The organism is Providencia xihuensis, from assembly GCF_041953405.1.
Lineage (GTDB): Bacteria > Pseudomonadota > Gammaproteobacteria > Enterobacterales > Enterobacteriaceae > Providencia > Providencia vermicola.
The window spans coordinates 1,895,303-1,908,784 of sequence record NZ_CP169565.1 but is presented as its reverse complement, the minus strand read 5'-3'; the positions used below and the strand labels follow the sequence as shown (position 1 = coordinate 1,908,784).

The following is a 13,482-nucleotide window of genomic DNA, read 5'->3' as shown; positions in this document are numbered from 1 at the left end:
GCTCCTTATGGCAACAGGTCTTTGACGTTAATCGGTTTCGCTTCGTTATCCGCTTCACCTTTGTCTTTACCTGCAATCGCCATACCCGATTTACGGTAAAAGTTATAATCAGGATATTTACCTGGACCTGAAATCAACAGGTCATTTTTCTCGTAAACCAGATCCTGACGTCGCCAGTCGGCCATTTCAAAGTCAGGTGTTAATTGGATTGCCGTCGTTGGGCAAGCCTCTTCACACAGACCACAGAAAATGCAACGCGAAAAGTTAACGCGGAAAAATTCCGGATACCAGCGTCCATCTTCGTGCTCCGCTTTTTGCAGTGAGATACATCCCACTGGGCAAGCAACAGCACATAAGTTACACGCAACACAACGCTCTTCACCGTCTGGATCGCGGGTTAACACGATACGACCACGGTAACGGGGTGGCAGATAAACCGGCTCTTCTGGATACATTTGCGTTTCGCGTTTATCGAACGCATGTAGGCCGACCATCCAAATACTACGTACTTGGGTGGCGAAACCGACCAATAACTCTTTCAATGTCATGGTTCAATCACCCCTTACTGAGCGTTGTATAAAATCACTGCTGCAGTACCCAGCAGATTAAGCAGCGTCAATGGCAGACAAATTTTCCAGCCGAAAGACATCACTTGGTCATAACGTGGACGCGGTAAAGAGGCACGGATCAGGATGAACATCATCATGAAGAAGCCAGTTTTGATAGCAAACCACAAGAATGACGGCAGGAACGGGCCATGCCAGCCACCAAAGAACAGCGTCACAATCAGGGCAGAAACCGTTACGATACCGATATACTCACCAACGAAGAACAGACCGAACTTCATCCCTGAGTATTCAACGTGGTAACCATCCGCAATCTCTTGTTCTGCTTCTGGTTGGTCAAACGGGTGACGGTGACATACCGCAACGCCCGCAATCGCAAAGGTCAAAAAACCAAAGAATTGAGGAATAATGTTCCACATGCCTTCTTGGGAGTTCACAATATCAATCAGGTTGAATGAACCCGCTTGTGCGACTACGCCCATTAAAGATAAGCCTAAGAACACTTCGTAACTGACGGTTTGTGCCGAAGCACGCATCGCCCCTAATAATGAATATTTGTTGTTACTTGACCAACCTGCGAACAGAACCGCATACACCGCTAAACCAGCCATCATCAGGAAGAATAAAATCCCAATGTTTAAGTCTGCTACGTGCCAAGTCGGGCTGACAGGTACGATGGCGAATGCAAGGAACAGTGAACAAAATGCGATAACTGGCGCTAGCGTAAAGATTTTCTTGTCCGCGAACTGTGGGATCCAGTCTTCTTTAAACAGCATTTTGAACATGTCGGCGATTAACTGGCCCATCCCAAACGGGCCAACGCGGTTTGGGCCATAACGATTCTGGAACAGACCGAGAATACGGCGCTCTCCCAGACTCATGTAAGCCCCACAAGTCACAACAACCAATAAAATGACGACAGATTTGAGGATGGAAATTAATACTTCCATCACTTCAGGAGAAATCCAATCCATCATGCTCCCCTCCGCAGATTATTGACTGACACGCCAGCCATTGAAGGTGCGATACCTGGCATCCCTAATGGTAAGCCAATTTGACCTGTCGACAGGTTGTTGCTGATGCGTACAGTCAAGTTAAATCCTTGACCTGCATGGCTAAACTCAGCTTTTGTCCCTGCTGCCAAACCAAGTGCCGCAGCATCTTGCGTGCTCAGCATGATATAAGGCTCTGGCATGCGCTGTTGAATCACCTCTGAACGCTGTGACATTTCATCACTACCGAACAGATGGTAATACGGCGCGACTACCCACTGCGCATCCGCTGCTTGGTAAGCTGCTGGAATATCAGTGAAGTAAGCCAATTTACTTTCTGTTGAATTGAACAGGCGCACACCAGGGTCACCAAATAATAAATGGCCACCGACTTCCGCTTGGAATTTATTCCACGCTTGAGGTGAGTTCCAACCTGGCGCCCATGCAAATGGAATTTGCTGGCGTGGTGCGGTTGGGCTGTTGTTCCCTTCCATTGAGAAAGCAAATGGAGAGTCAATATCTTGCGGTTGGCGTGGTTCATGCACAGATTGGTTCGCCAGCATTGCTGTACGACCACTGTAACGATGCGGCTCACGCGCTAATTTTTGTCCGCGGATACGGAATGAGGCTTTCGGTGCTGAATCCACAATACCCGCAAATTGCGGTAATGCAGCCACACAGTCAGCAATCACATGGTCAAGTTGCGACCAATCTGCATCACGTTCTTGCGCTTCTGTTTGCAGCGAGTGCATCCAGCGCCAGCTTTCGTTCATCACGATAGTTTTGTCGTAATAAGTTGGGTCGAAAACTTGGAAGAAACGTTGTGCGCGACCTTCTTGGTTAATCAACGTACCGTCTGCTTCTGCGAAACTCGCCGCTGGCAGAACAAGCGTTGCTTTATCCATGATGTCAGTTTGCTGGTGATCAGCAACAATCAGGTGGCTCAATTTCGCTAATGCGCTATTGACTGCATCCACACTGCTGTGACGGTAAAGGTCATTTTCGATAACGATAGCCACATCCGCTTCGTTCGCTTCAATGCGAGCTAATGCGCTGTCTAATGGCTGTGCGTTCATCATCGATAAACCGAAGCTGTTCGCATGAGAGGCTAAGTAAGATAACCCGACATTCGCCCCTTTGGCTTTCAGTGCAAATGCCACGTTGGCTGCCGCTTGGATCATCGCATCGCTCGCGCTGTGGCTACCGCTGATAATCAGTGGTTTTTTAGCGCTTGAAAGGGCTTGTGCGATGGTTTCCACTTTCGCTTTAAGGTCCGCTGGCAAGTCGTTAACCGCAGGCGCCTCACCGTTAATCATATTGGCGATAGCAAAACCAAAACGCGCTTGGTCAGCAACTGGTGCACGGTAATTAAAAGCCGCAACATCGTCTAAGCGGGTATCATCAACGTTGGTGATAAACAGCGGATATTTCGCATGTTGACCAATGTTCATGATTGCCGCGATTTGCCAATCAGCCACTTTCTGTGCGGCGGCCATTTCACGTGCTTTACCTTTCACCGCTTGACGAACAGAAAGTGCCATACGTGCACCTGTCTGAGTTAAATCTTCACCCAGAACCAGTACCGCATCGTAACCTTCAACTTCACGCAGCGTTGGGGTATAGATACCACCATTTTGCAGAATATTTTGCATCAGCGCTAAACGGCTTTGCTCACCTGTGGAGATACCAGAATAGAAGTTTTCTGCACCCACTAATGCACGTAATGCGTAGTTGCTCTCAATGCTTGCACGTGGAGAGCCAATACCAATCACTTTTTTCGCTTGATTGATAATTTGCGCACCGCTTTGCATTGCTTCAATAGCAGAGATAACCTGTTTAACACCATCTTTGTTCAAGACAGCCTGACGTGGACGGTCTTTGCGGTTAACGTAACCGTAACCAAAGCGACCTCGGTCACACAAGAAATAGTGGTTAACAGAACCATTATAACGGTTTTCGATACGGCGAATTTCACCATAACGTTCACCTGGGCTAGTATTACAACCGATACTGCACTGTTGGCAGATACCTGGTGCAAATTGCATATCCCATTTACGGTTATAACGCTCAGAGTGGGTTTTGTCAGTAAATACCCCTGTCGGGCAGACTTCGACTAAGTTGCCAGAAAATTCACTTTCCAGCGTGCCGTCTTCTGTACGACCGAAGTACACGTAGTTGTGAGCTCCATAAACCCCTAAATCCGTGCCATCTGCGTAATCTTTATAGTAACGAACACAACGGTAACACGCGATACAGCGGTTCATTTCATGACTAATGAAAGGCCCCAGATCTTGGTTAATGTGTGTGCGTTTCGTAAAACGATATTTACGCATGTTATGGCCAGTCATCACCGTCATATCTTGCAGGTGGCAGTTACCGCCCTCTTCACAGACTGGACAGTCATGTGGGTGGTTGGTCATCAGCCATTCTACAACACTTTCACGGAATTGCTTGGCTTCTTCATCATCAATAGAGATGAAGGTGCCTTCCGTTGCCGGTGTCATACAAGACATTACTAGGCGACCGCGGGTATCATCCGCGTTCTGATACTGCTTAACCGCACACTGGCGGCAAGCGCCAACGCTTCCCAGCGCTGGATGCCAGCAAAAATAAGGAATATCTAGCCCGAGAGAAAGACAGGCTTGTAACAGGTTTTCAGACCCGTTAACGTCATATTCTTTGCCGTCTACATATATTGTAGCCATAGTCAGCATGCTTCCCAAAGGCCCGCATAAAGCAGGCGTTAATCAAAAATACGTTCTTCGTGAAAAATCTCGTTCGCGGTTGCTCAATCGCGAAACGATTACCAGCGCTGCTTCAGCAGGTTTGGCTGAATACCTGCAATCTGCACTAAATTGCGCAGATCTTTTTGCGAGATACCCGCTTCGAATTCATCACGGAAATATTTGATAGCACTTTGCAGCGGTTCAACTGCACCTGGTGCGTGAGCACAGAAGGTTTTACCTGGGCCTAAGAAACGGCAAAGTTGCTCTAATGTTTCAATATCGCCTGGTTGACCTTCGCCTTTTTCCAGTGCTTGTAAAATTTTCACACTCCACGGCAATCCATCACGACAAGGTGTACACCAACCGCAAGATTCACGCGCAAAGAAGGTTTCTAAGTTACGCACTAACGAAACCATGTTGATTTCATGATCAACTGCCATCGCCAATGCAGTCCCTAAACGGCTGCCTGCTTTAGCAATATTTTCGAAATCCATCGGTAAATCGAGGTGGTCATTGGTCAGGAAGTCTGTCCCTGCCCCACCTGGCTGCCATGCTTTTAATTTCAAGCCATCGCGCATCCCACCCGCGTAGTCTTCAAGCACTTCACGCGCTGTGGTACCAAACGGTAATTCCCACAGACCTGGGTTTTTCACACGGCCAGAGAAGCCCATCAGTTTTGTGCCGGCATCTTTACTCTTACCTGCGCTTAAATCGATATACCACTGGTCACCGTGCTCTAAAATTGCAGGCACGTTACAGATAGTTTCGACGTTATTTACGCAAGTCGGTTTACCCCAAGCACCTGATGTTGCAGGGAATGGTGGTTTAGAACGTGGATTTGCACGGCGACCTTCTAAGGAGTTAATCAACGCAGTTTCTTCACCGCAGATATAACGCCCAGCACCCGTGTGCACAAACAGTTCGAAATCGAATCCAGAACCGAGGATATTTTTACCTAATAGACCCGCTGCTTTGGCTTCTTCGATGGCCCGGCGCAGGTTTTGTGCGGCTTCAACGTATTCACCACGCAGGAAGATATAACCACGATAGGCTTTCAGTGCATAAGCCCCTGTTATCATCCCCTCAACTAACAGGTGAGGCAGTTGTTCCATCAATAGACGGTCTTTATAAGTACCTGGTTCCATTTCATCCGCATTACATAAGAAGTAACGCAGTTTCATGTTTTCGTCTTTTGGCATCAGGCTCCATTTCAGACCTGTTGAGAAGCCCGCGCCACCACGCCCTTTCAGGCCTGCGTCTTTCACGAGATTCACAACTTCATCTGGCGCCATGCCTTTAAGCGCACGCTCAAGACCTTTGTATCCGTTTTTACTACGGTACTCATCTAACCAAACAGGCTGATTGTCATCACGCAAACGCCATGTTAGAGGATGAGTTTCGGCAGTACGGATCACTGGATTAACAGAATTTGTCATGGATACTGCTCCAGTAATTTTTGAATATTTTCAGGTTGTACGTAGCTGTGAGTGTCTTCATCGATCATCATCGTTGGACCTTTGTCACAGTTACCTAAGCAACAGGTTGGCAGCAACGTAAAGCGGCCATCAGCTGTTGTTTGACCTGGGCGAATATTCAGCTGTTTAATGATCTCAGCTTCTAAGCCCTGATAACCTGTAATATGGCAAACAACACTGTCGCAATAGCGAATAATGTGGCGACCTACTGGCTGACGGAAGATTTGGCTATAGAATGTGGCCACCCCTTCAACGTCACTGGCTGGAATGCCTAAGACGTCAGCAATCGCATGGATAGCCCCATCTTCAACCCAACCGCGGTTTTTTTGCACAATTTTTAGTGCTTCAATTGAGGCAGCACGCGCATCTTCGTAGTGGTGTTTCTCACCTTCAATCTCTGCACGCTCTTTCTCTGTTAAGACAAAGCCATGATTGACTTGCGGTTCAAACACATTCACGACATTGAGCTCGTTGTGCTTCTCATTTTCGTTATGTTCATTATGCATGGTTAGCGATCCACATCCGACATTACAAAATCGATACTACCCAGATAGACGATTAAGTCCGAAACTAAACTACCTCTGATCACCGAAGGAATTTGCTGTAAGTGCTCATAACTCGGAGTACGAATACGTGTGCGGTAGCTCATGGTGCTGCCATCACTGGTCAGGTAGTAGCTGTTAATACCCTTCGTGGCTTCAACCATCTGGAATGATTCATTCGCAGGCATCACAGGGCCCCAAGACACTTGCAAGAAGTGGTTGATCAGGGTTTCAATGTGCTGCAACGTACGCTCTTTTGGTGGCGGTGTCGTCAATGGATGGTCGGCTTTGAATGGGCCTTCTGGCATATTCTTGTAGCATTGCTCAAGAATACGGATACTCTGGCGCATCTCTTCCACTTTGATCATCACACGGTCATAACAGTCACCGTTGTGTGCGATAGGAATATCGAATTCAAAGTTTTCGTAGCCTGAATATGGACGCCATTTACGCACGTCGAAATCAACACCTGTTGCACGTAAACCTGCACCTGTTACCCCCCAAGCTAGAGCCTCTTCTTTGTTGTACATTGCTGTACCAATTGAACGGCCTTTTAAGATGGAGTTTTTCAGTGCTGACGTGACATAAGATTCTAAACGTTTTGGCAGCCAGTCGAGTAACTCACGCAGCAGTTTTTCCCAACCACGCGGTAAATCGTGTGCAACACCACCGATACGGAACCATGCTGGGTGCATACGGAAACCCGTGATCGCTTCAATCACGTTATACACTTTTTGGCGGTCAGTAAACGCAAAGAATACAGGCGTCATTGCACCGACGTCTTGGATATACGTACTGATATACAGCAAGTGGCTGTTGATACGGAATAGCTCAGACAGCATGACACGAATGGTCTTCACGCGATCAGGCACTTCGATGCCAGCCAGTTTTTCAACGGCTAACACGTATGGCATTTCATTCACACAACCGCCGAGATACTCGATGCGGTCAGTGTATGGAATGTAGCTGTGCCATGACTGGCGTTCACCCATTTTCTCAGCACCACGATGGTGGTAGCCGATATCTGGCACACAGTCGATAATTTCTTCACCATCAAGTTGCAGTACGATACGGAACGCACCGTGTGATGATGGGTGGTTAGGCCCTAAGTTCAGGAACATGAAATCTTCGTTTTCATTTCCACGCGCCATGCCCCACTCTTCTGGTTTGAAAGTCAATGCTTCCATTTCCAGATCTTGTTTCTGTTTCGTCAGAACAAAGGGGTCGAACTCAGTTGCACGCGCAGGGTAATCCTTACGCAGTGGGTGACCTTCCCAGTTTGGTGACATCAGCAAGCGACGCAGATTTGGGTGACCTTGAAAGGTGATCCCAAACATATCCCACACTTCACGCTCATGCCAACTCGCATTCGGGAACAGTGAAACCACAGAAGGCACGTTTAAGTCTTTCTCATTAAGAGCGACTTTTAACATGATATCGCGGTTACGGTCGATGGAGATGATGTGGTAGAAAACACTAAAGTCTGCCTCTGGCAGACCTTGACGGTGAATTCGTTGACGTTCATCTACCCCGTGTAAGTCAAATAACATGACATACGGTTTCGGTAATTTTTTCAGGAAATCGACAACTTCCAGTAATTGTTCACGACGAACCCATATCACTGGCATACCAGTGCGGGTTGCTTGAACAGAAAAGGCATCCGGCCCAAATTGATTGCGCAGTTCCAGAAGCACAGGGTCATTTAAATGATCCTGCGTCTGCCATCCTGGCTGGGTACTACTCGCTTGCGCTATCTGATCTGTCATCATTCTTCACCATAACGCTTGATCAGGTTTATTATTTCGCAACAACATTGCTCTGTTACGCTGTATGGCTTTAAGCCTTAAATTTCGTCTGGTGTACGCAGGTTAGTCACTGCGATACGTTCACCATGCTTTCTTTCTCTTTCTGATTGCATATTGGCACGGTAAACCCCTTGGTCTCCAACGACCCAAGAGAGCGGACGACGCTCTTTACCGATAGATTCTTGCAACAGAAGCAGAGCCTGCATATAGGCTTCTGGGCGTGGTGGACAACCTGGGATATACACATCTACAGGGATAAACTTATCGACGCCTTGTACCACAGAATAAATGTCATACATGCCACCAGAGTTGGCACATGAACCCATGGAAATAACCCATTTTGGTTCGAGCATTTGGTCATACAGACGTTGAATAACAGGCGCCATTTTTGTGAAACAGGTTCCTGCAACAACCATGAAGTCGGCTTGACGAGGTGAAGCACGAAGTACTTCCGCACCAAAACGGGCTACGTCATGAACAGCCGTGAACGAAGTCACCATTTCTACATAGCAACATGAAAGACCAAAGTTATATGGCCATAGAGAGTTTTTGCGCCCCCAGTTAACCACATCGTGAAGTGCATGAGAAAGTTTCCCCATGTACACACTGTTTTCAACTTGCTGCTCCAGAGGATCTGTTACGATTTCCTGGGTTTGCAGTGGGTAACGGTCGTTCTCACCGTTCGGATCTATGCGGGTGAGCGTATAATCCATTGTATAATGCCTCGCTTTTTACTGCGGATGACGATTGCTGATTTTAATAACTTCACTAGGATGCTTCACTTTTCCGCGGGAACGGACTGGAGTCCAATCCAATGCTCCTACGCGAACCAGATAAAACAATCCCGCCAACAATACCAAAATAAAGATCGCGGCTTCGATGAAACCAACCCAACCCGCTTCGCGGATGGCAACTGACCATGCAAATAAGAACATGGCTTCAACATCGAAGATAACGAAGAACATGGCGACTAAGTAGAACTTAGCAGACATACGAAGACGTGCACTACCGACCGAATCAAGACCTGACTCGTAAGGAACATGTTTTGTTCTGGCTTTGGCGCGGCTACCTAAGAAGTGACCTGCGACCAACATGAAAGCACAAAGACCGATAGTGCCGATAAGGAATATCGCAAACGCCCAGTTATGGGCTAACGCTAGGATTGATGTAGACATACTCGTTGCTTACTCATTACTTATGGTGCGTAAACTGCTCTTTTTTACAACACGGCAGTATTGCACCACAATTGCCCAGTTAATCGAGAAGAAAGACCAAAAATCATCACCAAACATAAATCAGTCTGATGACTGCGTTTGGTTTGTCCTCTCTCATTACAATTTACTTTACCCAAATTAGGTAAAATAACCCGTATTTGTTACAAAAAACTCACACACAAAAAACATTAAAATAACAAAAAGTACTCATGATCTGCTAAAACGTGTCAGTGTAATGAAACACAAGTAAACACTCAAACTAGTTTAACTGATTATTCGTTTTTACTACACTATTATCGCAGGAAAAACCTGTCTTAACAGATGAAAAATTGCGCTTTTTATTTGATCTAACGCACAGATTTATTGAAAAAGTACTCAATTTGTTTACATGACGTTCAATTTTACTTTAAGAACATGTAACGCTTTTTTACTCAACAGTTTCACTAACCCGCTGACAATCCAGTGCTATTTTATCAATTCAGCAAAAAAAGATTGTTAATAGCGTAACAAGTTGTTAACTAAAAAATGAAATTCAGGTTCTGCCAACTACATCACAATTATTTCATGGTCTTCAACATTTAACCATACTTATTAAGTGGTTAATTGCAGGTTTTGTGTACTGAAATCGATAAAAAAATGATAAATTTGAACTTGATAACGATTTCTCAAAACCATCGCTCAATATTTATACCTTGTTTTAAAATGATTTCTTATACTCTCTCCCCAATATTGAAAATTTAACACATCAGTATTAAATAATCGTTTCAGTTACGAAGCATCTTACTCTGTAGATAGATGCATCCAAAAAAGAATGGCATTTCCCCTAGCTTATCATGGTTATACTTTCCCCTAGTAAATATCACTTTAGTCGATATATTTCTTTGAATTGAGCCGCTCATTGCATTTGCGTAAAATAATTAGATTGCAAATATTTTACCCACACTTTTTTTATGCAAATTTTTGATATAAAAAAAACGGCATTCCTAAAAAAATAGGAATTACCGTTTTATTCGTTGTATACTCGCGTATATTAACAGTCAGTTAATATCACCTGAAACGATTAATTATTCATTTCGCTCCCATCAGCAAGTTCACTTGCCGATGCAGCAACATAAGGAATTTTTTTGTTTTCAATGGCGCTAAAGACGGTCAAAACAAAATCTTTCTGCTCATCTGCATTCTTATATAGCCAATATTGAATATCAGGCAAACGCGGCAAACCATCTGTTTCATTTAAAATACGTAAATCCGCATTTTGCATTTCCATTGGGCGTGCAGTCACCCCGACTTCCGCTGTTACTGCAGCACGTACTGCAGGTAGCGACGCGGCTTCATAGGCGATGTGCCATGGTAATCCTGCGTCATCCAATGCTTGCGTGCAAAGTTTGCGGTATGGATTAGTTTCATCCATTACAACTAATGGGATCGGCTCGTTATGACGTAATTGGAAATCAGGCGAGCTATGCCATAGCACTGGCACGGTTCTTAATGCCGTTTTTGGGTGATGGCTAATACGCGCTGTTGTTAATGCTAAATCGATTTCATGGTTATCCAGCATTGATTCAATAAATTGAGCACGCTTAATGCGAACTTCAACCGCAATGCGTGGGTACACAGAAGCGATACGATTTAGCAAAAATGGCAAAAGGATATCAACAGTGTCATCAGATGCACCGATACGTAATTCGCCTTCAGCATCGTTATAGGTTAATGATGCTGTTGCATCATCATTAGCACGCAAGATTTGTCGTGCATAACCCAGTAATTGTAAACCATGCGCTGTGAGGAGTTTATTACGCCCATGACGAGCGAAAAGCTCACGGCCAACAAGTTGCTCTAAACGCTGCATCTGCTGGCTTACCGCAGATTGCGTTCTACACACTGCTGCAGCCGCAGCTGCGAATGTATTTAGATCAGCGACTGCAACAAACGTACGCAGCAAGTCCAGATCTAAGTTCATGATGGGACGATTGGAATTTATCATCGTTCATTCTCTTATATAATATTTATGTTACCTGGTGTTCTGCTCTCCTCCATGAGAATCAGCGATATAATTTAATACTACTCATCTAGTGCATCTCTAATCCTTAGATTTGCAATGACTACTCATTATTTTATCTAGTTATAACCAACCCGTTATTAACGAATAACATCAATGCTGGTATAAACAGGGTACTGCCAATCAATCAAAAATAGTGTTAACAAAAAGTGTATTCTCTTACAGAATCTGATTAAAGAAACGCTTTATAAAGTACCGCTAAATAGTAACATATTTAATGTAATCGCAATTATTTTAATGTAAGCACATTATAAAATTCATTTCACTATTTTTTTACGCTCTTAAATTTCAATGCGTTATGTATTTTAAGTATATGTTTAATTAAAAATTATTGAGCAAAACAATCAATATTACTAACAAAAACGGTCAAAAAAATATAAAAAAAGGGCAATATGCAGTGAAATTTATGACTAAACTAACGAATCTAGGCTTAATATTACATTTTGATACAATTTTTTAGTTCAACTGTTATTTTTCCTTTTTTTTTATATTTACACACCAAAAGACACGATATTATCGAGATATAAATCCAACATAAGTGTGTTAATTGAAATATTAAACCAACATAAAAAAGATAATAAGATGTCAAACATCACATTTATACTTTAACCAACCTTTTACACCAAAAATAACCTTGCATCTTCAAAAGCTTCTGAGGGAGGAGTACAGTAAGACAATAAAGCCGGCCCCCCCTACCAATGCAATCCCGTTAGGGTAATGAGAGAACAATGAATAATCTAACTAAATCCAGCAAGCTCGATAATGTCTGCTATGACATCCGTGGGCCCGTATTAAAAGAAGCAAAACGCTTAGAAGAGGAAGGTAATAAAGTCCTCAAGCTGAACATTGGTAACCCGGCACCGTTTGGCTTTGAAGCACCTGATGAAATTCTTGTGGATGTTTTACGCAATTTACCAAGTTCCCAAGGCTATTGTGACTCCAAAGGGCTCTATTCTGCTCGTAAAGCCATCGTCCAACATTACCAAGCTCGTGGTATTCACGAAATGACAGTAGAAGATGTTTACATCGGCAACGGTGTATCTGAACTTATTGTCCAAGCGATGCAAGCACTGCTTAATAATGGCGATGAAATGTTAGTCCCAGCCCCTGACTACCCACTTTGGACTGCAGCGGTTTCGCTTTCTGGCGGGAAAGCGGTGCACTATATGTGTGATGAGCAACAAGGCTGGATGCCAGATATTGAGGACATTCGTAGCAAAATCACTCCAAGAACTCGTGGTATTGTGGTCATTAATCCCAATAACCCAACAGGTGCTGTATATAGCAAAGATTTGCTATTAGAGATTGTTGAACTGGCTCGTCAACACAATCTAATTATCTATGCTGATGAAATTTATGATAAAATTCTTTATGATGATGCAGTTCATCACTCTATTGCGGCATTAGCACCTGACTTATTAACAATTACATTCAATGGGCTATCAAAAACCTATCGTGTTGCAGGTTTCCGACAAGGTTGGATGGTACTTAATGGCCCGAAAAAACATGCAAAAAGCTATATTGAAGGCTTAGAAATGCTAGCCTCAATGCGTTTATGTGCCAATGTGCCGATGCAACATGCCATTCAAACTGCACTGGGTGGTTACCAAAGTATTAGTGAATTTATTCAACCAGGTGGGCGTTTATATGAGCAGCGTAACCGTGCGTGGGAACTCATTAACCAAATTCCAGGTGTATCTTGTGTGAAGCCACAAGGCGCACTGTATATGTTCCCCAAAATTGATATTAAGCGTTTTAATATCCATGATGACCAAAAAATGATCCTTGACTTGCTGTTGCAAGAAAAAGTGTTATTAGTCCAAGGTACAGCATTTAACTGGCCAGAACCCGATCATTTTAGGATCGTGACCTTACCTTATGCTGACGATCTTGAAATGGCAATTAATAAATTTGGCCGCTTCCTTGAAGGCTATCGTCAATAACATCTTATTTAGATTATCTATTATTAATAAAGCCTCCAAATTCGGAGGCTTTATTAATTCAAAGTGTAATCATCATTAAATGAATGTGTTATTTTGATTATCAAATAATGGAAATAATATATATCGCAACCAGGAAAAAGCCTAAAAGTATGAAAGGAAA

General features: G+C 44.1%; 10 protein-coding genes. 1 reads left to right on the top strand and 9 read right to left on the bottom strand.

Features of this window, described 5'->3' with window-relative positions; genetic code table 11:
* Positions 1-5 precede the first annotated feature (5 nt).
* From nuoI to ACE2AL_RS08395, 9 genes are all read right to left on the bottom strand, one after another.
* The gene (gene nuoI, locus ACE2AL_RS08435; RefSeq protein ID WP_004259834.1) at positions 6-548 is read right to left on the bottom strand and encodes an NADH-quinone oxidoreductase subunit NuoI; all 543 of its coding nucleotides are present in this window, start codon (positions 546-548) and stop codon (positions 6-8) included.
* A 14-nt stretch (positions 549-562) separates the two neighbouring features.
* Positions 563-1,540: an NADH-quinone oxidoreductase subunit NuoH gene (gene nuoH, locus ACE2AL_RS08430; protein WP_206082346.1), complete on the bottom strand. Its 978-nt coding sequence runs from the start codon at positions 1,538-1,540 to the stop codon at positions 563-565.
* Positions 1,540-4,272 carry an NADH-quinone oxidoreductase subunit NuoG gene (nuoG, locus tag ACE2AL_RS08425; protein ID WP_375084242.1) on the bottom strand — a complete coding sequence of 911 codons (2,733 nt, stop codon included), beginning with the start codon at positions 4,270-4,272 and terminating at the stop codon, positions 1,540-1,542. Before nuoG ends, nuoH begins: the two co-directional genes overlap by 1 nt.
* A gap of 89 nt (positions 4,273-4,361) precedes the next feature.
* Entirely contained in the window at positions 4,362-5,720 is a 1,359-nt protein-coding gene (gene nuoF, locus ACE2AL_RS08420) for an NADH-quinone oxidoreductase subunit NuoF (RefSeq protein WP_206082348.1), read from the bottom strand.
* Positions 5,717-6,265 carry an NADH-quinone oxidoreductase subunit NuoE gene (nuoE, locus tag ACE2AL_RS08415; RefSeq protein WP_206082349.1) on the bottom strand — a complete coding sequence of 183 codons (549 nt, stop codon included), beginning with the start codon at positions 6,263-6,265 and terminating at the stop codon, positions 5,717-5,719. Before nuoE ends, nuoF begins: the two co-directional genes overlap by 4 nt.
* Positions 6,266-6,267: 2 nt before the next feature.
* A complete protein-coding gene (gene nuoC, locus ACE2AL_RS08410; RefSeq protein WP_371006958.1) occupies positions 6,268-8,070 on the bottom strand; it encodes an NADH-quinone oxidoreductase subunit C/D in 1,803 nt (600 codons plus the stop codon).
* Positions 8,071-8,144: 74 nt separating this feature from the next.
* Positions 8,145-8,819, bottom strand: coding sequence for an NADH-quinone oxidoreductase subunit B family protein (locus ACE2AL_RS08405; RefSeq protein ID WP_004912254.1), 675 nt, complete (start codon positions 8,817-8,819; stop codon positions 8,145-8,147).
* Positions 8,820-8,837: 18 nt separating this feature from the next.
* Entirely contained in the window at positions 8,838-9,281 is a 444-nt protein-coding gene (locus ACE2AL_RS08400) for an NADH-quinone oxidoreductase subunit A (RefSeq protein WP_206082351.1), read from the bottom strand.
* 1,099 nt (positions 9,282-10,380) lie between these two features.
* Complete coding sequence (locus ACE2AL_RS08395) at positions 10,381-11,304, bottom strand: LysR family transcriptional regulator (RefSeq protein ID WP_206082352.1); 924 nt, start codon at positions 11,302-11,304, stop codon at positions 10,381-10,383.
* 803 nt (positions 11,305-12,107) lie between these two features.
* Between ACE2AL_RS08395 and ACE2AL_RS08390 the strand changes: the two genes are divergently transcribed.
* Positions 12,108-13,322, top strand: a complete 1,215-nt coding sequence (locus tag ACE2AL_RS08390) for a pyridoxal phosphate-dependent aminotransferase (RefSeq protein WP_206082353.1) — start codon at positions 12,108-12,110, stop codon at positions 13,320-13,322.
* Positions 13,323-13,482 lie beyond the last annotated feature (160 nt).

Bases quoted from the DNA above. Each gene is read 5' to 3' on its own strand.
- nuoI (WP_004259834.1), bottom strand. From the start codon at position 548: ATGACATTGAAAGAGTTATTGGTCGGTTTCGCCACCCAAGTACGTAGT.
- nuoH (WP_206082346.1), bottom strand. From the start codon at position 1,540: ATGGATTGGATTTCTCCTGAAGTGATGGAAGTATTAATTTCCATCCTC.
- nuoG (WP_375084242.1), bottom strand. From the start codon at position 4,272: ATGCTGACTATGGCTACAATATATGTAGACGGCAAAGAATATGACGTT.
- nuoF (WP_206082348.1), bottom strand. From the start codon at position 5,720: ATGACAAATTCTGTTAATCCAGTGATCCGTACTGCCGAAACTCATCCT.
- nuoE (WP_206082349.1), bottom strand. From the start codon at position 6,265: ATGCATAATGAACATAACGAAAATGAGAAGCACAACGAGCTCAATGTC.
- nuoC (WP_371006958.1), bottom strand. From the start codon at position 8,070: ATGATGACAGATCAGATAGCGCAAGCGAGTAGTACCCAGCCAGGATGG.
- ACE2AL_RS08405 (WP_004912254.1), bottom strand. From the start codon at position 8,819: ATGGATTATACGCTCACCCGCATAGATCCGAACGGTGAGAACGACCGT.
- ACE2AL_RS08400 (WP_206082351.1), bottom strand. From the start codon at position 9,281: ATGTCTACATCAATCCTAGCGTTAGCCCATAACTGGGCGTTTGCGATA.
- ACE2AL_RS08395 (WP_206082352.1), bottom strand. From the start codon at position 11,304: ATGATAAATTCCAATCGTCCCATCATGAACTTAGATCTGGACTTGCTG.
- ACE2AL_RS08390 (WP_206082353.1), top strand. From the start codon at position 12,108: ATGAATAATCTAACTAAATCCAGCAAGCTCGATAATGTCTGCTATGAC.